Annotated in this window: 20 protein-coding genes; 5 read left to right on the top strand and 15 right to left on the bottom strand. The window is 48.9% G+C overall.

All coding sequences use genetic code 11. The features are described 5' to 3' along the window. Nucleotides 1–34: 34 nt before the first annotated feature. The 6 genes from ACTJKB_RS20150 to ACTJKB_RS20125 all read right to left on the bottom strand — a co-directional run bounded on the left by ACTJKB_RS20150 (nucleotide 35) and on the right by ACTJKB_RS20125 (nucleotide 6424). Nucleotides 35–910, bottom strand: coding sequence for a formylglycine-generating enzyme family protein (locus ACTJKB_RS20150; RefSeq protein WP_440836161.1), 876 nt, complete (start codon nucleotides 908–910; stop codon nucleotides 35–37). A 274-nt stretch (nucleotides 911–1184) separates the two neighbouring features. Further along, the gene (locus tag ACTJKB_RS20145; protein WP_440836160.1) at nucleotides 1185–2318 is read right to left on the bottom strand and encodes a DUF4179 domain-containing protein; all 1134 of its coding nucleotides are present in this window, start codon (nucleotides 2316–2318) and stop codon (nucleotides 1185–1187) included. Continuing rightward, on the bottom strand, nucleotides 2308–2844 hold the full coding sequence (locus ACTJKB_RS20140) for a sigma-70 family RNA polymerase sigma factor (protein ID WP_440836159.1): 537 nt from the start codon (nucleotides 2842–2844) through the stop codon (nucleotides 2308–2310). The genes ACTJKB_RS20145 and ACTJKB_RS20140 overlap by 11 nt, the downstream gene beginning before the upstream one ends. 153 nt (nucleotides 2845–2997) lie before the next feature. Further along, a complete protein-coding gene (locus ACTJKB_RS20135; protein WP_440836158.1) occupies nucleotides 2998–4230 on the bottom strand; it encodes an aminopeptidase in 1233 nt (410 codons plus the stop codon). A gap of 136 nt (nucleotides 4231–4366) precedes the next feature. Next, a complete protein-coding gene (locus tag ACTJKB_RS20130) occupies nucleotides 4367–5710 on the bottom strand; it encodes a sensor histidine kinase (RefSeq protein ID WP_440836157.1) in 1344 nt (447 codons plus the stop codon). Further along, nucleotides 5711–6424, bottom strand: coding sequence for a response regulator transcription factor (locus ACTJKB_RS20125; protein WP_440836156.1), 714 nt, complete (start codon nucleotides 6422–6424; stop codon nucleotides 5711–5713). A 135-nt stretch (nucleotides 6425–6559) separates the two neighbouring features. On the opposite strand from ACTJKB_RS20125, the gene ACTJKB_RS20120 reads away from it, so the two are divergent. Then, nucleotides 6560–7192: a hypothetical protein gene (locus ACTJKB_RS20120; RefSeq protein ID WP_440836155.1), complete on the top strand. Its 633-nt coding sequence runs from the start codon at nucleotides 6560–6562 to the stop codon at nucleotides 7190–7192. Nucleotides 7193–7284: 92 nt separating this feature from the next. Here ACTJKB_RS20120 and ACTJKB_RS20115 read toward each other — a convergent pair whose 3' ends face one another. Next, nucleotides 7285–7632 carry a hypothetical protein gene (locus ACTJKB_RS20115; RefSeq protein WP_440836154.1) on the bottom strand — a complete coding sequence of 116 codons (348 nt, stop codon included), beginning with the start codon at nucleotides 7630–7632 and terminating at the stop codon, nucleotides 7285–7287. A 153-nt stretch (nucleotides 7633–7785) separates the two neighbouring features. On the opposite strand from ACTJKB_RS20115, the gene ACTJKB_RS20110 reads away from it, so the two are divergent. Both ACTJKB_RS20110 and ACTJKB_RS20105 read left to right on the top strand, forming a co-directional pair. Continuing rightward, nucleotides 7786–8916, top strand: a complete 1131-nt coding sequence (locus tag ACTJKB_RS20110; RefSeq protein ID WP_440836153.1) for a VanZ family protein — start codon at nucleotides 7786–7788, stop codon at nucleotides 8914–8916. A 105-nt stretch (nucleotides 8917–9021) separates the two neighbouring features. Beyond that, nucleotides 9022–10485 (top strand): serine hydrolase domain-containing protein, encoded by a 1464-nt coding sequence (locus ACTJKB_RS20105; RefSeq protein WP_440836152.1) that lies wholly within the window; start codon nucleotides 9022–9024, stop codon nucleotides 10483–10485. A 79-nt stretch (nucleotides 10486–10564) separates the two neighbouring features. Here the strand turns inward: ACTJKB_RS20105 and ACTJKB_RS20100 are convergent, their stop codons facing one another. After that, nucleotides 10565–11332, bottom strand: coding sequence for an exodeoxyribonuclease III (locus ACTJKB_RS20100; RefSeq protein ID WP_440836351.1), 768 nt, complete (start codon nucleotides 11330–11332; stop codon nucleotides 10565–10567). Between the two features lie 247 nt (nucleotides 11333–11579). Between ACTJKB_RS20100 and ACTJKB_RS20095 the strand changes: the two genes are divergently transcribed. Then, the gene (locus ACTJKB_RS20095; RefSeq protein ID WP_440836151.1) at nucleotides 11580–11867 is read left to right on the top strand and encodes a hypothetical protein; all 288 of its coding nucleotides are present in this window, start codon (nucleotides 11580–11582) and stop codon (nucleotides 11865–11867) included. Nucleotides 11868–12015: 148 nt separating this feature from the next. Here the strand turns inward: ACTJKB_RS20095 and ACTJKB_RS20090 are convergent, their stop codons facing one another. Both ACTJKB_RS20090 and ACTJKB_RS20085 read right to left on the bottom strand, forming a co-directional pair. After that, complete coding sequence (locus ACTJKB_RS20090; RefSeq protein WP_440836150.1) at nucleotides 12016–13119, bottom strand: citrate synthase; 1104 nt, start codon at nucleotides 13117–13119, stop codon at nucleotides 12016–12018. Between the two features lie 114 nt (nucleotides 13120–13233). Continuing rightward, complete coding sequence (locus ACTJKB_RS20085) at nucleotides 13234–14085, bottom strand: helix-turn-helix transcriptional regulator (RefSeq protein WP_440836149.1); 852 nt, start codon at nucleotides 14083–14085, stop codon at nucleotides 13234–13236. A gap of 314 nt (nucleotides 14086–14399) precedes the next feature. Here ACTJKB_RS20085 and fabF point away from each other — a divergent pair, with 314 nt between their 5' ends. Further along, nucleotides 14400–15638, top strand: a complete 1239-nt coding sequence (fabF, locus tag ACTJKB_RS20080) for a beta-ketoacyl-ACP synthase II (protein WP_440836148.1) — start codon at nucleotides 14400–14402, stop codon at nucleotides 15636–15638. 151 nt (nucleotides 15639–15789) lie between these two features. Here fabF and ACTJKB_RS20075 read toward each other — a convergent pair whose 3' ends face one another. The 5 genes from ACTJKB_RS20075 to ACTJKB_RS20055 all read right to left on the bottom strand — a co-directional run bounded on the left by ACTJKB_RS20075 (nucleotide 15790) and on the right by ACTJKB_RS20055 (nucleotide 21781). Beyond that, entirely contained in the window at nucleotides 15790–17217 is a 1428-nt protein-coding gene (locus ACTJKB_RS20075; protein WP_440836147.1) for a glycoside hydrolase family 43 protein, read from the bottom strand. A gap of 169 nt (nucleotides 17218–17386) precedes the next feature. Further along, nucleotides 17387–18457, bottom strand: coding sequence for an ABC transporter ATP-binding protein (locus ACTJKB_RS20070; protein WP_440836146.1), 1071 nt, complete (start codon nucleotides 18455–18457; stop codon nucleotides 17387–17389). Nucleotides 18458–18732: 275 nt separating this feature from the next. Further along, on the bottom strand, nucleotides 18733–19707 hold the full coding sequence (locus ACTJKB_RS20065) for a phosphotransferase family protein (RefSeq protein ID WP_440836145.1): 975 nt from the start codon (nucleotides 19705–19707) through the stop codon (nucleotides 18733–18735). A 4-nt stretch (nucleotides 19708–19711) separates the two neighbouring features. Further along, complete coding sequence (locus tag ACTJKB_RS20060; RefSeq protein ID WP_440836144.1) at nucleotides 19712–20680, bottom strand: sugar phosphate isomerase/epimerase family protein; 969 nt, start codon at nucleotides 20678–20680, stop codon at nucleotides 19712–19714. Between the two features lie 36 nt (nucleotides 20681–20716). Next, a complete protein-coding gene (locus tag ACTJKB_RS20055) occupies nucleotides 20717–21781 on the bottom strand; it encodes a Gfo/Idh/MocA family protein (RefSeq protein ID WP_440836143.1) in 1065 nt (354 codons plus the stop codon). Nucleotides 21782–21808: the final 27 nt, after the last annotated feature.

Below are 21808 nucleotides of genomic sequence, written 5' to 3'. Positions count from 1 at the left end.
GGGACCAATCTCACCACTATTTCCTGTTCAATGCTCATTCAGCATCAACGGCACAGCGAAATCCGATACTACCTGTAGAACTGTCCGGCGTGTTCGAACTGCGCGCCGCAACACGGTAACGGTTGTAGTAGGAATGGTGGCAGAGGTAAGAGCCGCCTTTCATCGTTCGAGCCTTGCCAACTGCTGGCCCCTGCGGGTTAATGGATGAACTGATTTGATGATAGCATGAACTGAACCAGTCAGAGCACCATTCCCATACGTTGCCGGTCATATTGTACAATCCATACCCGTTGGGAGGATAAGCATCCACGGGACAAGTGCCGAAGTAACCATCAGGTGCCGTGTGGACTTTCGGGAACTCTCCGTGCCAAATGTTGCAGAGATTTCTGCTCCCCTGCTTAAGTTGATCTCCCCAAGGGTATCTCTTGCTGGAAAGAGCACCCCGTGCAGCGAGCTCCCATTCCGCTTCTGTTGGCAGCCGTTTGCTCGCCCATCTGCAATAGGCCTCCGCATCATTCCATGATACATGTGCAACTGGATGGTTCAATCTGTCCTGGATGTTCGTACCGAGACCAGCCGGGGAATGCCACGAGGCGCCCTCGATGACCAGCCACCACGGCGTTTGGACCGGAAATTGCAGCGGCTGCTTATTTAACTCATCCGATACAAAAGCATGGAATACAAATGACCAGCCGAATCGCTCCGCCTCTGTGACATATCCTGTGGATTCAATGAATGTCTTGAATTGGGCGTTTGTAACTGCATATTTCTCGATATAGAAGGGAGCGACATAGACCTCGCGCTCTGGTCCTTCTCCATCAAAAGGGAACGCCTCCTGACTGTTTGTACCCATTAGAAAGGTGCTTCCTCCAAGTCGCACACTCTGTGACAGATCAGGAAATGGGTTCATGTGTGCCGCGGGACCCGGCGCCTGAGTCTCCGGATATAGTATTCGAGTCGCCAGATATTCTGAAGTTGGCTGCCTTCTAGCGGCGCAACAGCTTTTCTCTTGATGTTTATCCAAAATGAGACCTCCTTATCTGGTATTACTTCCTTCTGAGCGGGAATATCTTCTGCATTAGTGCTTGCTCAATCGCTTGCTGTGCAGCAGCGCTCACTTCCGGAAACTCACCCGGATGTCTGTTTTTTAGCTCCGATAAAATTGGCTTTAAGCGCATCGCTTATTATTTTGTATAAACTTTCAGATTAATTTCCTCCAGCTTACTTCCCGTCCGCTCTTTGATCTTCAGCTCCAGCGACCGGGGATTATCCAGCCAGTTGCTGGCAAACGCATATGCATACCCATCCTCCGTACCCCCGCCTGAAACCAGGCTGAGCTGGATAGACTTTCCCTGAACCTTCGACAGTATTTCCTGAAAGAAGGCGTCTTTGAAAATATCGTTCCTGGTTTCCCAATCATTCTCCTCCGGATTCTTCAGTGCAACTCTTGCCTGAATCAGCAATGGAGACATTTCAACCTGACTGAGTACCACCTCATGCCCGTTCAGACTAAACGGCAGATTCGGCTTCACAATCTGTGTTTTGTGTTGCTTAAATTTAGGATCAAGCGCAAAGCTGACCTTCAGCAGCTTAGAATAATGCATATCCGCCATTATTGTCCCGGTCTTGCGGTCTGCCATTTTGCCTGGATTGACTGAAGCGATTCTGAATTCCGCCTCAATATGCTGTGGGAAAGGCTCCGTACGATTCAGTTCTACAATACCTCGTCCGTAAAATACATGGTTTTTCTCCGGTTCCGCAATCTTTATATTGCCGCCTAGCTGTGTCGTCGTGTTCAGATAACTGTCAGTGGCAAGGTTCTTCATCTTTGCACTGTTAATACTATATATCTCCTGCTTCTCATCGGTTGTCGCCGTATAAAAGTATATGATCCTATTTTCGTCTGCTGTAACAGCATTTAATGTGATGGCATATCCTTCACTTTCCGCCGTTTTGTTCACCAGCTGAATATACCCGCTTCGAATCACAGAATCCAGCGTAGCCACATCCGTGCCAAATATGCCGTTTTCTCGAAATACCTCAAGTTCACCCCAATCTACTGACCTTTCTAAGCCAGCTGACTTCGGAACAGTATGAAAATATGGAAGGATAAACAGTACAGCTGCGGCTATCATGGCTGCGGCAACACTGAATCCCATACTTTTGGATAAAAAACGTTTCCTCAGCTTCATCTGTCCCCGCTCCATCCCTGTTTGAACTGCCAGTCTTACTGCTGCACTGCCTGTATCCTTATCCATTTCCTCCCGCATACGGACAGCATCGTTCAGCAAGGACTGCTCTTGACTGCTATTGATCATTCCATTCACCCCGATTCTTCATTATGGTTCTAAGCTGCTTCAGCCCTTTGTGCTGCCAGGTTTTGATCGTGCCCTCCGGTTTTCTGAGCAATTCTGCGATTTCTGTTAAAGTCATGTCGTTGTAGTACTTTAGCAGCAGCACATGCCGGTATTTCAGCTTCACCTGTTCCACAGCCCACAGCATTTCCAGCTTGCTGCTGTTGTGCTGCATGACCGGTTCCTGCATTGCTTCTTCCGGTGTCGGTACCGACCTTTTCCTTCTTCTTTGCTCATCGATGCAGACATAGATCAGAATCCGGATGATCCATGATTTGAATGCCCGCGGCTCTTTCAGTGTCTCCCGCTTGATCCAGGCCCGGCAGGTTGTCTCCTGTACCGCTTCAAGCGCATCATTCCGGTTCCGTAAATAGCTGTAGGCAATATGGTACAGCTGGTCGCTGTGCTCCATTACGGATTCATAAAAGGCGCTATCCTGCCGCGTTACAGTACCCGTGAGCTTTTTCATTTCCGCCTTGGGACTGATCATCTGTTCCCCTCCTTGCTTATCTGTATATGGATTAAGACGGAGAGCCCGTCCAAACGGTTTTCGCAGAATCTAAAAAAGCTGCAAAGCCCACCCCCAGGTGAGTTCGCAGCTTCTGTAACGGATATAAAAAGTAGTGATATAATTCCCTGTGTTTTATAGTACCCAGTTCCCTTTGCGGAAGACGGGTTCAATGGTTCCATCGGCCAATTCGCCGTCGATATCGAGCTCTGCGGAGCCGACCATGAAGTCAACATGTGTCAAGCTGACGTTGGCTCCCCGTTCTATCAGTTCTTCGCTGCTCAGTGAGGTTCCACCTTCGATATTTACCGGATACGCGCTGCCGAGTGCAAAGTGGCAGGAAGCATTCTCGTCGATTCCAGTGTTGTAAAATACTCGATTCAGACGTGAAATAGGAGAATCATGCGGCACCAGCGCCACTTCTCCCAGATAAGAAGCTCCTTCATCCGTTTCTAACAAAGAGGTCAGGTGCTCCCGCCCGGATTCTGCATCATAAGCCGTTACTCTTCCATCTGTAAAGGTAATCTTAATCCCATCTACAAGCCGTCCGTTCAAATTCAGCGGGAGTGTGCTGCTTACCGTCCCGTTGACTCCCTTGCGGTGCGGCATGGTATATATTTCTTCAGTCGGCATATTGGCTACAAAATAGACTCCACTCGCATTTTCACCGCCACCCCCGCGCCAGAGATGTCCCTCAGGAAGCTCTACGTGCAGATCCGTTCCCGGAGCGCGGTAATGCAGGCTTTTGTAGCGTTTAGCATTCATCCGTTCCTGGGATTCCTTGAGATCGGCAATATGCCCGCGCCACGCGGCTACCGGGTCCTCGCTGCCCACACGGTTCATCTGGAATACTGCCTCCCACATCGCTTCCACACGCTGTTCTTCCGGCAAATCCGCAAACACCTTGTCCGCCCAAGCCTTCGTTGGCGCTTTGATTAGCGACCAGCTGATTCGGTTATTGCGGGTGTAGTTCTGATATTTCTTGCGTGCTATAGCTGCGGCCTTTACTGCAGTGGATACTTTGGAGGAATCGATGCCGCGGAACAATTCCGGATCAGGCACCTTAATATGTAAAATAGCTCCGCCCTCTTCCGCAAACCCCTCCAGCATATCAGCATGCCACTGCGGATAATATCCAAAAGAATCCTCGGTGGCCTTCTCGTAGCGAATCCGTGTGACCTTCTCGTCATCCCAATCCACAAGCACATATTTGGCTCCTGCTTCATACGCCTTGCCTACAATCAGGCGGGTAAGCTCTGCCGTTTCCAGCGGCGAGTGAATTATCAGCACTTGACCAGGCTGAACATTCACTCCGACCTTGATAACCAGGTCCGCATATTTCTCCAACAACCTATCAAAATCTTTCATCGCTTCATTTCCTCCGTATCATAATTTACAGTAGCTTAAACGAAACATCTCCGCTGCTTGCAGGCAGCCGGAGGTTCGTATCCACTGTAATTTTAACGTAAAATACACGAGGTTGCGAGTCCAATCCGAATTCCACTTATGCACCCGTTCCTGTTACCCGCCCGATATGTTTAATAAAACTGAACCGCGCACCGCCAAGAGGGGAGGTGGAGTACACTAACTCTCCGTCCAAATTCGTGGCAATTTGCCGGCAAATTGCCAGACCGAGACCGGTAACCCCGTTAGATCCGGTGTAAAACCTCTGGAAGACAGCATCCCGCTCCGTTTCGCTTAATCCGTTTCCGTCATCGTCAATATGTATGGCCCAGACAGCTCCGGGGTATTCCGTATCGATACGCACACAAATTTGGCTTGAAGTGTGTCTTACTGCATTTTGCAGCAGATTCACCAGAACCTGAAACAGCTGCTCTCCGGCAACAACCGTTTGATGGCTCGCCCCTTCCACTTGGAGCTTAATTGCCCGTTCACTCGCCGCCGGCATAAGTAAGAGCGCCGCTTCTTCTGCCATTGTACGAAGATCAATTTCGGATGCAGGCCAATATTCATCGACCGCCTCCAACCGGGAAAGCTGAAGCAGCTTGTCCACCATATCCATCAAACGCACAGACTGCGTTAATATCACTTCAAGTCCCGTCTCTTGTGTAACCACCTGATCTTGGATGGCGAACACAAAACCGTGAATCGACATCAGCGGTGTTCTCAGCTCGTGGGAAACGTTCTGCAGGAACTCAACCTGATTACGCTGATGCTGTTGTATTCGGTCAGACATCGACTGAAACGTAGTAATCAATTCGCCGATTTCAGTGGTATCTCCTACCGGAAAGGCTTCATCCTGCGAACGGTAAGGCTCGTAGCGGCCTACTGCTTCTTTCAGCTGATTCAATGGACGCACTACCCTCGAAACGGTCAATAGACCTATGACCAGGATCACTAAGAGACTGAATCCAATCGCCAGAAGTGTTGTCCGCATCAAGGAACCGTAGAGCGCTCTAAGGGAGGAGAGTGGAGCATAGATGAAGATAGAATAAGGCCGGCCAGTCAAACGTTCTTTGGTGAAGAGAATCTTTTTGCCATGCAACACCGCTATACCCTTCCGCCCGGAAAGTGCATAATTCAGGGTTTTTCCTACTTCCTTGTCGTCGTTCGCATCGATGACTTTATTGTTCGAATCGAGAATAAGATAATCCGCATCCAGCATCAGACCCTTTACTACATACTTGAATTCTGTGTTGTTCAGTCCGGAGATATCGCCATTACGCAATATTTTCTCGGCTTTCTCCGCCTGCCCATGCAGCTGGGCCTTGACCTGATTCACCAGGATATCATCAATCAGGTGTACGAACAGAGCTACCGTAATCCCAACCGTAACCACAAGCGCCAAAAAAAAGGACAACAGCATCTTGCCTCTAATGGTACGCATCTATATTTTGTTAACGGACGCTTTGTAGCCGAAGCCCCAGACCGTGTTGATCAGTAGTGAAGAACCATGTTCAGCAAGCTTTTTACGGATTCTTTTGACAAGATCATCCACAACCCGGACATCTCCAAAGAAATCATAATTCCATACATGCTGGATCAGTTGTTCCCGGTCAAACGGCCGCTCTAAATGCGAAGCCAGAAAAAGAAGCAATTCAAATTCGCGCGAGGTCAGGCTTATTTCCGTATGATTTACAGAGACCCTGCGAAAATCAGCATAGATCTCCAGATTTCCGGCATGACATATATTCTCCGTTTGGGATGCAGCCTCAGGGTCAACAGAAGAACCATTCCCTAATTTATACAGACGCAGCATTGCCTTAACCCTGCCTACCAGTTCACGAGGATTAAACGGTTTGCTCAAAAAATCGCTGCAGCCCAGCTCCAGCCCGTGGATACGGTCACTTTCTTCGCCCCTTGCGGAAATCATAATTATGGGAATCTCGGTAAACGAACGGATTTCAGTAAGCAGAGAAAGTCCGTCTATTCCGGGCATCATGATATCCAGGATCAGACATTCAGGTTCATCTGAGCGGACATATTCCACCAGATTAGACCCGCTAGCAAATGAAGTTACCTCATAAGCTTCCTTCCGTAAATACTCAGAGAGCAGTTGTAAGATGAAAAGGTCATCGTCTACCACTACTATTTTGCTCACCGTCAAGTCACTCTGCCTTTCTATATTAATCTCTTATACATACAGCGTATCACAATAGACAAAAGACGGGAAACCTGCGTACGGTCCCGTCTTTGTTGAAGATAGAATATGAAGCTGACTTGCAAGCTCAGAAGGATGTATTCGATTCCTTATTTCTTTTTGGATTTAACTACCGGAGTCGTAGCGGCTGATGATTTCTTAACGGCTGTTTTTGCCGGTGCCTTTACCGCGGTCTTTGCCGGTGCTTTTACTGTTGATGTTTTTGCTACGGTAGTTTTGGCTGGTGCTTTTACGGTTGATGTTTTTGCCACTGTAGTTTTGGCTGGTGCTTTTACGGTTGTTGCTTTTTTCACTGTAGTTTTCGCTGATACCTTTTTAGCTGATGTTTTTTTCACTGCAGTTTTCGCTGATGCTTTTTTAGTTGATGCTTTTTTAGTTGATGCTTTTTTAGTTGATGCTTTTTTCACTGTAGTTTTTGCCGGTGCTTTTACTGTTGTTGATGCTGTTGCTGATGTTGTTGCTGCTACTGCCTTTGCTGGTGTTGCAGCGGTTTTAGGCAGTGCAGTGTGTTTTACAGCAGGTGTAGCTACTTTTGCGGTTGTAACTGTTTTGACAATCGGTGCTGCTGCCTTTGTCGTAACTGCTGCCTTGGCAGGTGCTGCTGCCGCAAATGCACTTGTCGAGCCTCCTACCACGCTAATCACTGCCAGTAATGCAATTGCTTTTCTTGTCCATTTGTTATTCATCTTAAACCACCTCTTCCTTTGAAGTGACTTTAGAATAACAATCGGATACGGGAATTCTGTGAGATAAATATGAAAAAAGTATATGATTGTAACACTACTCATTTATGATCCGATCTATTTCTTATCCACCTGCAACAGGGTAACCGTCTTAACCGCATAAGCGTGGGTGATCTTGTCTTCTTCGATGATCTTCAGCTTGACGAGACTGGCAATTTTTGCCGGATCTGCTTTGGAGAGCAGCCGCCACACCTCAGGATCGGATAACGTCTGGTACAGCTTGTCGTCATCGTATTCCTTGCGGTTTTGCGTGACCAGCTTCACTCTGTAGCCCCCGATTTCACTGTCCATCACTCCCTGTTCTGCACAAAATGCCAGAATGTCCTGCCGAAGCTCGCCCAGTTCTTTCTCCAACTCCTTCTGTTTGGCCTTCAGTTTGTAATATTGCTGCACCTTCTTCTCCATATTGATTCACGCTCCTCTCCTGACATATGTATGCCGGTTGGGCTAAATAAATAAGTGACACCCCGAATTGCAGTGATGTCTGCAGGCTGCGGCGTCTAACACATAGAGGTGCTCTCTGAATTTGTATACTATCCTATTTACGGCAGGTGGCTCATGTTACAATCCTATCTCTCTCCAATCTCTTATGCATTCATGTCTTTTCCTGTGGCAGCGCTGCTGTTCACGCTCCCGTTCCTCATGGTTCAATACAGGCGGTATGGCTATATCAACAAAATCAGGGCACTCGTCCTATATTTGTTGCTGCTCTATTTGCTGAACGCTTTCTATTTGATTATGCTCCCGATGCCGTCATCCAGGCATAATGCCATGCCTATGGGAAGTATGATTCAGCATATACCGCTGCATTTCATTCAGGAAATTGTCCGCAATTCCAACGTAAACGCAGATGACCCTTTATCTTACCTCCGGATCCTCCGGCAACCGGATTTCCTTCAGGCCGCATTCAATGTATTTCTGACGGTACCGTTTGGTATGTTCCTGGGTTATTATTTCCGTACACGCTGGGTCGTTTGCATTCTGCTCTCCTTTACGCTTTCACTACTTTTTGAGATCACCCAGATCACGGGAATCTACGGTTTTTTTGATCATCCATACCGGATCTTCGATGTCGATGACCTGCTTACCAATACACTGGGTGGAATCACCGGATACCGGATCGCGCTCTGGATATCCGCTCTGCTGCCACGAATCGAACAGCTGGATACCCGGGTAGATTTATCTGCCAAAAGAGTCACTTATACCCGCAGGGGCATCGCCGCGGTGTTAGATGCACCCATCTGGATCATGCTGTTCCTGCTGATCCATTCCTTCCAGGTTCCAGGCGCTTACTGGATTACGACAGGGGTTTATTTTGTAGTGCTTCCTTTCTGTACCGGCGGGCGGACCTTTGGCAAATGGGTTGTCCGCATCCGCATAAGCAGCGAAGACGGACGCAGCCGGTTATGGGGATTGATCCTAAGATATCTGCTCCTATACGGAATTATAATTGGGGTGAATGTCCATCTGCTTACTCCCTCCTGGCTCTCCAGTTTACCTGGTCCATGGATGGGAATCATGTATGGCGGAGTAATGATCATGAATTTCATATTCTTTATTCATCTTGTAATCCGTATATTCAAGCGAAACCCGGTGTTGGTATATGAACAACTGAGCCGGACCTGCAACAAGATCACCTGGCCAGATCAGCAGTACGCCGATACCGGGAAGACTTGTGAAGTTCCATAATATGAACAGGTAGGAGTCCCATGCAGGACTCCTTTTTCCTTGTCCAAGATTGGTATAATATAGTAGGTATAGCTCTTATCCACGTCTATCAAGGGAGATATGATTATGGAAAATATGCAAATCACAAGGCAATTGCCAAGAAGCCTGCCGGAAGAACAGGGAATCCCGTCGGCAGCAATCTCTTCTTTTCTAAATACTATGGAAGAGCAGCAATTGGGGCTTCATAGTTTTATGCTGCTGCGCCATGGCACTGTAGTCGCTGAGGGCTGGTGGTCGCCTTACCAGCCTGAGCTGCAGCACTCTTTGTTCTCACTCAGTAAAAGCTTCACCTCGACAGCAATTGGCCTGGCGGTGGCAGAAGGGTTATTGTCACTGGAGGATAAGGTTGTGGCGTTTTTCCCCGATGATGCTCCAGCAGACATTAGCCCCAATCTGGCACAGATGAACATCAGCCATCTGCTGATGATGGGGACCGGCCATACAGAGGATACCATGCCACCAATGATGAGCAGCGAAGAGGGCAACTGGGTCCAAGCCTTCCTCCGGCTTCCGGTCGATAAGACACCTGGTACCCATTTCCTCTACAATACTGGAGCTTCGTATATGCTCTCTGCCATTTTGCAAAAAGTAAGCGGTCTCACTTTACTGGAATACCTGGAACCCCGCTTGTTTGTGCCGCTGAGCATACAGCATCCAACCTGGGGCTCCTGTCCCCGGGGGATCAATTTAGGCGGATTTGGATTAAGTATCACTACCGAGGATATTGCAGCGTTCGGACAGCTCTATTTGCAGCAAGGAGTGTGGAATAACCGTCAACTGCTGACCCAAGAATGGATTGCCGCCGCAACATCCAAGCAAATCAGCAATGATGACGGCAGCCCGGGTGCGAGCACCAGCGACTGGTCGCAGGGTTATGGCTATCAGTTCTGGCAATGCCAGCATGGCGGATTTCGTGGAGACGGCGCTTTCGGCCAACTCTGCATTGTGATGCCAGAGCAGGATGCTGTGGTTGCCATAACAAGCGGAAACAGTGATATGCAGCGTATTATGAACGGGGTATGGGAGCATCTTCTGCCTGCCATGAGAACCGAATCATCCGTTGCCCCAACCGGTTCTGCGAATGCGGAGCTTGCTCTGCTCCTTGACCGCTTAAACTTTCAGCCCGAGCGTCAGAAGGAAGCTTCAGTCCTTGAGGCGTTCTTGAACGGCAAAGTATTCAGAATGGAAGATAATCCGCAGCAACTTGAAGCCGTTTCGGTTTCTTTTAACAGTACAGAGGCATTATTAATGTTGCAGGGTATGTACGGTAAACAGATTATCAAGCTTGGGCGAGGCGAATGGATAACAAGCTCCGCGCAAATCTTGGACTCTACTAAAAACCTGATCTTTTCCAGCTTTACCTGGACTGCGGAGGGCAAGCTTAAAATGACACTGCTGTTTGTAGAAACTCCTTTCTGCCTTACCATGGAAGTGTCGGTTAAGGATACATCCATGGTACTTAATCAACAATTTAATCTTTCCATGTCCCCTGAGGATCTTGAAGCAGAATTCGTTGGCTATCTGGCATAGGACATTGTTAACTACAGAATTGCAAAGGGCCGGGCATCCTGATTGGGGATGTACGGCCCTTATTTTTATCCATTTAAAGTTAGGATGACTGTATACCATCAAGCTGTAAATACACTGGACAGTGATCGCTGCCCATTACATTGCACTCCAATCCCGCCAGCTCCAGCTGCGGTGCAAGACGTGAAGACGCCAGAAAGTAATCAATGCGCCAGCCTACATTCCGTTCTCTGATCTTCGGCATATAAGACCACCAGGTGTAGGCCCCTTCCTGATCGGGATGAAGATGTCTGAACGTATCAATAAATCCCGACTCCAGCAGTACTGTCATCTTCCCCCGCTCTTCATCGGTAAAGCCTGAATTTCCACGGTTGGCTTTGGCATTCTTCAAATCGATGTCCTGATGGGCAACATTCATGTCTCCGCACACCAGCACCGGTTTACGCTTGTCCAGCTCCTGAAGATAACTGCGGAAGCGATCCTCCCATTCCATCCGGTAATCCAGTCTCGTCAGATCCCGTTTTGCATTTGGAGTATAGACATTCACCAGGTAAAAGTCAGCGAATTCCAGTGTAATCAACCGGCCTTCGGGCTCTGAATCCTCTTCCATTCCGTATCTTACAGAGAGTGGCTTGATTTTCGTGAATACCGCCGTTCCCGAATACCCCTTTTTCACTGCGTAATTCCAGTACTGTTCATACTCTTCTCCCAGCTCCAGAAGAATTTGTCCGGCTTGAAGCTTGGTCTCCTGCACACAAAAGATATCTGCAGCCGTTTCTTTGAAGTAATCCATGAAGCCTTTGCTAACGCAGGCTCTTAACCCATTCACATTCCAGGATACCAGCTTGATCATCTTAATTCTCCTTACTATTAACAGAATTACTCCCAGTGTAACATATTTCAACCTGCTGAATCTCTAACGTTAGTTAGCCGCAATCTTCTATACCAGTGCAGGGCAGCTATGTTCCATCCTGGATGGACTATTCATCCAATTATAGGCTTGCTATTATTTTGTGCTAATCTCCCATGTCATTCGTCAAAGCAATAATAGAGTAACCGAATAGAATATTCTATCAAATGAAAAGGAGGTCGTTACCATGGCTATCTTGTTACCCATTCAATACTTCAACCTGGCTCCTTCTGTAGGTAAATCCTATTACGAGAATCTGGCAGGTGGCATTAACGCGGCTGTAACGGTAAACAACGGTTCTGCATTCCCTGTGGATCTTGTCATTTACCGGGTCAATGCTCCAGTTGTCACTTATACCATCCCTGCACTGAACAGCCTTACCCTTTCCGTCAATGCACTTCTGGTTGCCGCACTTCTCAGCACGGCTGCCGGCGCTGTCTTTGGCACTATTGAAATTGCAACATCCGATTTCTAAAATAACGCCAGAGTATCCCCCTCATACTCTCACTCATGACCATCCCTCTACTCAAAACATCCCCGGCCGCTTGTCGGCCGGGGATGTTTTTGCATACTTACTAGCTATGTTCTAAGAGATTAACCTCCGGAATAATTCTGCAGCTTTTTTAGAATTCGTTCTGGGGCATAGGACCGGTATAGACGGATTGCGGCCGGAAAATCCGGTTGTTGGCAGCCTGCTCCATAATATGGGCGGTCCAGCCGATAATTCTTCCTGCTGTAAAGGTTGGTGTAAAAATGTCCGGTGAAAGCTCCAGCGCCTTCAGAATAGCAGCAGCATAAAACTCCACGTTGGTGAATAGTCTGCGGCCCGGCTTGTATTCTTGAAGTAAATGTATGGCTGTTGCTTCTACATGAAGTGCCAGGTCAAAAGAAGGATCTTTGCCGATCATTTCTTGTGTCGCGATCTGAAGTGCTTCAGCACGCGGATCTTTGGTTTTATAGATCCGGTGTCCGAAACCCATGATCTTGGTTCCGCTCTCCAGAGCCTTCCGCAGCCACGGTTCCGCCCGTTCCTTGGTGCCAATATCCTCTAGCATGGCTATTACTTCATACGGGGCACCGCCATGCAGCGGCCCTTTCATAGCCCCGATTGCCCCGGCGACTGCAGCATTCATATCCGACTCGGTAGACAGTACCACGCGGGCAGCGAAGGTTGAAGCGTTCATGCCGTGCTCCATACATAGAATCAGGTAAGCACTGAGCGCCTGCACATGCGCCTTGGTCGGCTTTTCACCAGTCAGCATGTATAAGTAATTGGCCGCATGCCCAAGCTCTGATAACGGTTCCAGAGGTGTTAATCCGTTCAGGGTACGGTATCTATAAGCAATAATGGTCGGGAGGATGGATGCCAGCCTTACCGCCTGCGTTAGTGCCGGGGGCCAAGAGGTATTTTCCTGCTCTCCAAGTGCAGCAACAGTGCTCTGCAGCACCAGCATCATTGGAACGGAAGCAGGCATCAGTTCAATGATCTGCCGGATATACCCTGGCAACTGACGGGATTCAGCCATTTCGCTCTTAAGCCGTTCCAGCTCTTCCGCAGATGGCAGGTGCCCGTTCCACAGCAAATAGGCTACCTCTTCGTAAGTGCGTGTCACTGCAAGTTCTTTTGCCCAATATCCCCGGTAAACCAAGTATCCCTTTTCCCCGTCCACCAGACCAATGTCGGTTTCTCCTGCCACTACGCCTTCCAATCCGGTCACTTTTACCATTATGCTTTGCTCCTTTTCCGATTCCATAAGTTAAACATCATATTAGGAGTATAAACGTCAAACCTTACATTGCATATTTATAGTTTTTTATGAATCCATAAATATTTTTTATCATCAATCCTGGACATGCTGTTCCATCAGCTGCTTGAGCTTTGCTTCTGTATTGGAATCCCCTGCCGGCGTATAGATACTGCAGCGCAAATCGGTGCTGCCATGTACTTGGAGCGAGGTTAGGTGAAACAGCATTTTGCCAGCTTTCGCATGACGGAATTCAAGCACAACATCTGGAGCTGAGCTGACGCGGCTCTCTTCCCACAGCGTGTTGAACTCCGGATGCTGCTGCTTCATCTCCGCAATGAAATCATCATACCAGCGGTCCTCCACATATTGGCCGTAATAGGCCCGGAATATAGATAAATACCCGCTGACGAACTGCTGCCAGTTCACGGCGAGGCGCTTAAATTCCTTCCGGACAAATAGCAGGGAGATCATATTCCGCTCCTCCGGCGGGAGCTTGGCAAAGTCGAGAAACACATGCGCAGCCGCTTCATTCCAACCCACAATCCCGCAGCGGCGGTCGGAAATAATAGTCGGACAGGTGGTCAGCTCCTGAAGAATTTTCTGCAATGAAGGATTGATCTCAGAGATGTTCTCCTGCGGATAAAGGGCAGCTCCAGGCCCGTTCTCCAGTGCCAGGGCAAATAAATAGCTGCGCTCATCTTTGGTCAACTGCAGTGCGGTCGCAATACAGTCCAATACAGAAGGCGAGACTTTGATATCCCGGCCTTGCTCCAGCCAGGTGTACCAGGTGTTACTGACACCGGCTAACTGCGCAACCTCTTCCCTCCGCAGACCCGGGGTCCTTCTGCGCGTGCCTTGAGGCAGCCCTGCGGAAGCAGGTGATATCGCCGCCCTCCTTGCTTTTAAAAAGTCCGATAATGCCTGAAGTCTTGTCTGCGTAGACATGATCTATGCGCCTCTTCCTGAACGATGTTTAGAATAGTATTAATTATACTATGATAAACGACAACTTGTAATAGGATAAATAAAGTGGAAAAATAAACGCATAACAAAACAGTTTCATGCTTCGGCTGCGAGTATAACACATTGTCTCTATGGGAGCTTATGCTATCAAAACTTTGTGGATGCTTCCGATGTGGGTTTAGCGGAGTTGATTCATGGGAGCTTATGCTATCAAAACATTGTGGATGCTTACGTAGAGAGTTTTGCGGAGTTGATTCATGGGAGCTTATGCTATCAAAACTTTTAGGAGGATAATTATGGAGCGCGTAGTGATTACCGGCATGGGGTTGGTCTCGCCACTAGGAAATACAGTAGAGCAGTTCTGGAGACGCCTAACGGCAGGTGAGTCGGGGATCTCTCCTATCACCACATTTGATACCTCACATTTCAAAACAAAGATCGCCGGTGCTGTGCACGATTTCGATCCTGAGGGCCGGTTTGGCCGCAAGGAGGCGCGGCGGATGGACCGGTTCAGCCAGTTCGCACTGGCAGCTGCCGAAGACGCCTGGGCTGATTCCGGGCTTCAGCTGGACAAGATAGACCGCGAACGTATTGGGGTTTATGTAGGCTCAGGTGTCGGGGGTATTCAGACCTTAATGGAGCAAGCCGATGTGCTGCGTTCCCGCGGACCGGAAAGAGTCAGCCCGACGCTGATCCCAATGCTGATCTCCAATATGGCTGCAGCCTTGATCAGTATTAAGCTGGGGGCACTTGGACCTGCATTGTCGCCTGTAACGGCCTGTTCTATCGGGAATACAGCCATAGGTGAAGCCTTCCGGCTGATCCGTTACGGCAGTGCCGATGTAGTCATTGCAGGAGGGGCCGAAGCCGCAATTAACGAAATATCACTAGCCAGTTTCGGAAATGCGACTGCGTTGTCCACACATAATGTTGAACCGCTCAAAGCAAGCCGTCCATTTGACGCGAACCGTGACGGGTTTGTCATCGGGGAGGGGAGCGGGATTGTCATCCTGGAGTCCTTATCCCATGCTCTGCAGAGAAATGCTGTAATTTATGGCGAGGTGACAGGCTATGGTGCCAGTTCAGATGCCTATCACATGGTGGCTACCCATCCGGAAGGCATAGGTGCCTATCAGGCGATGAAACTGGCTCTCCAAGAGGCAGGGATAGAGCCAGGGGAGGTAGATGTCATCAGCGCCCATGCCACCAGCACTCTGGTGGGTGACCGTTCAGAAACGATGGCGATCAAAAAGCTGTTCGGCGACCAGGCTTACCGCATTCCGGTCACGGCAAATAAATCAATGACAGGCCATGCCCTGGGCGGCGCTGGAGGCCTTGAGGCCATTGCATTGGTTAAGAGTATACAGGAAGGCCTTATCCCTCCTACCATCAATCTGGAGGAGCCCGATGAAGTCTGTGACCTGGATTATGTACCGAACACTGCCCGCCAAGCCGACCTGCACATCGGAATCTCCAATTCCTTTGGCTTCGGAGGTCATAATGCTGTGATTGTACTGCAGAAATATACGGAGTGATCAGGCTTCCGAACACTGAAATTCATAAAAACCTCCAGCTCCCCTGCACGCACAGGAGGGGCTGGAGGCTTAACGCTGGTGATTTTTTGTCTTGCTGCATCTGGAGCATGTTAATTCTAGCTACATCAATAACAGCGGGCTATATTGCCGATTAGTTCTCCTCTGTTTCAGGTAAATCGTGGCTTCCCCAGAGAGAGATGCCGGCAGCCGAGACTACCGAAAACGTCATTACACTTTTACCAGCCGCTTCATTCCACTCCATCAGGAAAACTCCGCTGTAGGCCACACTGTCAACTATCAGCTCAGCATTATGATCTCCCGTCAGCTTCCAGGTTCCTTCAACCGCCCCAGTAATCTTTCCGTCAGTGGTTAATTCAATCGGTTCCGAGCCGGCAACCTTCGCTGTGATCTCTTTACCGTGGTTGATGTAGCCATAGCCGCCACTAATCTCCTCGGCAGTGTACTTACCAATCTTCTCTCCGCTGTATCGGTGCGGCGCTACCACTGGCCATCCTTCGGTATTCATAAACATCTGATGTACACGAACCTCATGCTCCTCACCCCTGCCAGGAAAACGGGTATGGAAAATGAGAAAATATTGTCCGCTCTTGGCATCGTAATACGCCGAATTGTGGCCTGGAGAGACATAACCCGGCCGGTTTGCCTCCGGATCCAGCCCTGCATTCGTGAATTCGAAATTCCCCATCAGCTTAACTCCATATGGAGAGTAAACCGGATCATCGAACAATACACCTGCTGTACCTTTCGCATCAAGCATAGCCTTGCCTTCCGAGTCTTCAAATGGACCATCCGGATTCTTGGAGCGGGCAACGCGGATATTATATCCGCCCTTCGCATCCAGACCGCCGTAAGAAAGGAAAAGATAATAATAATCGGTTTCAGGACTGTATAGCATATAAGGTCCTTCAATCCGGGCGTGGTTGCCACCAAGCAGTTTTTTGCCATAACCCTGATCAGGCAGCGGCAAACCTGTCTTGGTATCCAATTCTAAGATAAAGATCCCGCCGGAATAGGAGCCATATACCATCCAAAGCTTGCCGTTCTCGTCAAAAAACACATCAGGATCGACCACGTTAGGCTTCTTGGTTGCATCATAAATTTCACCGTCATCGCCTGTACCAGCCATACCGGATTTGAGAATGATCCCCTTATTTTTATAGGGTCCTTCGATCTTGCGGGATACAGCTATTCCCATTGCCGACAGCGGAGAATCCCCTCTGCAGGCGTTATAGTACATATAGAATTTCCCGTCAGACAGCTGAATGACATCAGGTGCCCATAGAGTATCTGTTTGTGCCCAACTGAGGGTTTCACTTAACTCTTCAGTAACATTGGGTATAAGCACATTGCCGTCGGCAACGCCAGAAGACACCTGCGTCCAGTCCATCAAGTCTTTGGATTTCGCCGAAGCCAGATGGGAGCCAAAGACATAATACATATCATCTACTTTGATTACAGAGGGATCATGCACAGATACATTATTAAATTCAGGGTTGCTGTTGCTGCATGCCGTCAAAATAGACAATGATAATAAAGTGGTAAATGTTCTTTTTTTCATCCTTCAGCCTCCTATGTATACCCTTACATTTTGCTGTCCAGAGCTGAAATAGTCAATACTTTTATTTAAATATATTAGTTTCGTTTCACGCTTATATAAACATTAAGTCGTCATTTCACGCAAAAAAGCGCCAAGCCCGTAAAGGAGCTTGACGCTTACATATAATATATTAATAATCTCCGGCGTTCTCTACCAAAATCGGTTCCGGATATGCATTGCTAAGAACGCGCTGTCTTTTCTTCACCACTTCAGGCGGCTCTACCGCTGGCGCCATCGGATGCATAAGCCAGGATTTTACCAAATGGGAGTCGGACACCTTGTACATTGGAGGCTCTTTCTCCATATCGATTTGCATCGCATAAGTACTGCGGAGTGCAAAAGCATCGCCCTTTGGCGGCTTGATCAGATCCGGAGGCGTTCCTGGAATAGCAGTTAGCAAAGAACCTTTGCTCTCCAGACTTGGCATAGAAGCCAGCAGACCCCAGGTATACGGATGTCTTGGGTCATAGAAGATTTCTTCCGCTGTGCCCATTTCAACAATCTGACCAGCATACATTACCGCAACACGGTCAGCCATTCTGGCTACAACCCCGAGATCATGGGTAATGAAGATAATTGCGGTATCAATTTTCTTCTGGAGATCCTTCATCAGATCCAGAATTTGTGCCTGAATCGTTACATCGAGCGCGGTGGTCGGCTCATCGGCAATCAGAAGCTTAGGGTTGGCTGCAAGTGCCATGGCAATCACCACACGCTGGCGCATCCCGCCGCTGAACTCATGCGGATACTGCTGAAAGCGGCGTTCCGGTGAAGGTATCCCTACCAGATTCAGCAATTCGATCGCGCGTTTGTACGCAGCATCCTTGGAGATTTTCTCATGCTTGAACAGCACTTCGGTAATTTGCTTGCCAACCTTCATCATCGGATTCAGCGAGGTCATCGGGTCCTGAAAAATCATTCCGATTTCTTTCCCGCGGATCTTCTGCATTTGCTTTTCATTTTTACCAATCAGGTCCTGCCCGTCGAACAAAATCTGTCCGCGCTTGTATTCACCCATCGGCTGGGGAACCAGCTTCATGACGGCCTGCGAAGTTACGCTCTTACCGGAACCGGATTCGCCCACGATCGCCAGTGTTTCCCCTTTATTCACATGAAAGCTTACACCACGGATCGCTTGTACTTCGCCTCCGCGTGTTCTGAATGATATAGCCAGGTCTTTTACCTCTAAAAGGCGCTCCATCCTGTCACCCTCTCGTTTCTTTTCAAATTACGATAATGATTCTCAATACGTAAAAAACACACAATAAGTATTATTTTATCTATTTACATGTGCTTACGTCAAGAATTTTCTGAAAACCGGCGATGCCGAAGCAAACGCGTTCATCCCTAACAAAATATACACGAATCACAATAGTATAGCAAAATTTCACGCGGCCCCATTCAAGTCCGCTGCTGCAGTGCACAGGCAAGAAGACCGGTGTCTCCTGTGAGAACCGGCCTTCCGCTTTTTCACATTTATACTTCAACTGTGTTCACAAAGTCTTTCAAGGTTTCCCGCAAATTATCAAACGCCCAGTGAATATGATTCTCATCCTTATATTGCCTGGAGTAATACTCGATGACCAGAATCAGATCAAGATACAGGTCGTACAGCCTGATGCGGAGCTGCTCGCCCGGACTGTTAAACACTGCACCATAGCCCTCCAAGAATGCCGGAGAATTCTCAAAGTGCCGGAAGTAATATTCGAGCAGGACATCCCCCCACAGCGCGCGTTCCCAGTCAATAATTGAGACAATCACACCGTCTTGGACAAAGATATTGCCATTCCACAGATCCCAGTGAATCAGCCGCGGTTCGGTTACTTCATCAAGTGCAGGCAGATATTTTTCCAGCCCCTGCCTTATTTCGTCATAGGAAGACGGGAGCACAGCTCCCAGTTTTTGACCATCGTCCAGCACAGTATGAATCATCTTTGTGAAGGTCTCACGCCAGGCTCTTCCCGTTCCATCAGGCGACTCTCCAAAAAGACCAAAGTGCCCGCCCTTAATCTCATTAATCAGCCGCTGATAACGGCCCAGCTCCTGTTCAATGGAGGCTTTCACTTCGTCCGCGAGGCTCTCTTTGACCTCATTGTAGGGCTTCCCTTCAACCTTTTCCATGAAAAAATAAGGACTTCTAATCCGTTCGCAGCTCTCATCGAATCCATATACGGCCGGCACCGGAATGCTGCCTGCAGCCAGAACCAGGCGAAGCGCCTCCACTTCTGCGCGCATGATGTCTTTTTCGTAGCTCAGCGTTGGTGTCTCTTCAGAGGGTGCGACCTTCAGAATCACGGATCGTCCGTCCGATAATTCCAGATCGTAGGCAGTATTAAAAAAACCTCCGGTCAACTCCTTGCTGCTGATGATCAATGTATCCTTTCCAAACGTACCCGTTACTAAAGTTCTCAGCTGCTGATCATCCAATTTGACTTTAGTAAAACTCTCCATTTATTTAGACCCACCACATATCGGCAAGAGGTTCTTCAATTAGTACCTGACGGAGATTGTCTACCGCTTTGGAGAATCCTTCTTCAATAGACATCAGCCCATCCTCGTGCTCAATGCTGACCACATAATCGTAGCCAACCAAGCGGAGCGCGCTGATGATATCCGCCCAGACCTTCACATCATGGCCGTAGCCCACCGAACGGAACTGCCAGGCCCGGTCCAGCATATTCGTGTAGGATTGCATATCGGTCAAACCGTACATATTCACATTCACCGGATCGATCACGGTATCTTTGGCATGGAAATGATGGATTGCACCTTGGCGTCCCAGGATATGAATGGCCTGCACCGGATCAATGCCCTGCCACCACATATGGCTCGGATCAAGGTTCGCCCCGATCACTTCACCCGCTGCCTCTCTCAGTCGAAGCAGCGTAGCAGGCGTATGCACAGAGAAGCCCCCATGCAGCTCAAGGCCAATCTTCACATCGTGCTGCGCGGCAAACGCGCCCCATTCTGTCCAATAAGGTATAACTTTGTTCTCCCACTGCCAGGCCAGAATCTCCTGGTAGTCATTCGGCCATGGAGCTACCGGCCAGTTCGGGTATTTCGCATCTTCATGATCGCCCGGGCAACCTGAAAAGGTGTTCACAACAGAAACACCAAGCTTCTGCGCCAGTTTGACCGAATTGACGAAATCCTCGTGATCCTTACGGGCCAGCTCTTTCTGCGGATGCAGCGGATTACCGTGGCAGCTCAACGCACTAATCATCAGACCGCGTGACTCTACCGCATGCTTGAACTCTTTGAGTGCAGTCTCATTCTCCAGCAGGAGCTTGGGATCGCAGTGGCTGTTGCCCGGATTGCCTCCGGTGCCGATCTCCACTGCCTTAAGTCCTTTGGAAGCTACATAATCCAGCGCGTCCTCCAGCTTGCGACCGCCGAAAAGCACCATAAATACTCCAAGTTTCATTGTTCTGCCGCCTCTCGTTCATGATAAGCATTCATCTCAATACACGTCAAAATCCTTAATGGTCTGATTGGTTTCAGCCGCCGCAAATATCGCCTCAATCAGCTTCAGTACACGCATGACCTCAGCATTTTTGACAATCGGCTCTGCCTTTCCCTCAATGACATCGGCAAAATTGGTATAGAAGCTGGAGGACAGCTCTACTGCGGTCGGCAGCGCTTCGGTAATCGTCGCCCCTTCTGAAGGAGGAGCCATGGTTTTCGTAAGGCCTACACCGGCGCGGATTGGGGTAGGCTCCCGTCTTTCGCTCTTCTGGTTGCGGGTAACGATCCGTCCCGTCAATGACCAATCTTCTATAATTCCTGTGCCTTCTGTACCTTTTACGTACCATCTTGGCAGTGTAATAAAGTTGGTAGTTCCCACTTCTACGACGGCTTTGATGCCATTCTCGAATTGCAGCAGCGCCTCGAAGCCGTCATCCACTTCATTGCCCAGAATGAAGCTTAAGCTGCTGCTCACGCTGGTTACTTTACTGTCAATCATGAACAACAGCTGATCCAGCAGATGAACACCCCAATCCAGCAGCATACCGCCGCCCTGTGCCTTCACGTGCCGCCAGTCACCTGGAATGCCATTGGCTCCGTGCACACGCGATTCGAGCTGGAACAGAGGACCGATAGTGTTATGCTCATACATTTCCTTGATGATCCTGAAGTCTTCGTCCCACCGGCGGTTCTGATGCACCATCATGATACGTCCAGCGGTTTCTGCTGCCTCAAGCATTTCTTTAAATTCATCCGAGGATAATGCCACAGGCTTCTCGCAAATTACATGCTTACCGGCTCTAAACGCTGCGATGGCGATTTCTTTGTGCACATCATTAGGTGTGGCAATCAGTATGGTTCCAACCTTCGGATCAGCCAGAACCTCCTCATAGCTGGCATAAGCCATATATCCCGCTTTTACCGAAGCACTGCGGCGTTCCTCCAGCAGATCGAACGTTCCGGCCACCTCCAGGCGGCCGTTCTCCTCAATCAATTGTGTGTGATAGCTTCCCATTCCGCCATAGCCAACGATGACGATTGTATGCTTCTGTGAACTCATGGTCTCCACTCCTGTTTTGATAGACGT

This window comes from Paenibacillus sp. 22594 (assembly GCF_052044425.1).
GTDB lineage: Bacteria > Bacillota > Bacilli > Paenibacillales > Paenibacillaceae > Paenibacillus_AQ.
The sequence above is the reverse complement of the archived record's forward strand: the minus strand, read 5'-3'. Positions and strand labels throughout refer to the sequence as shown.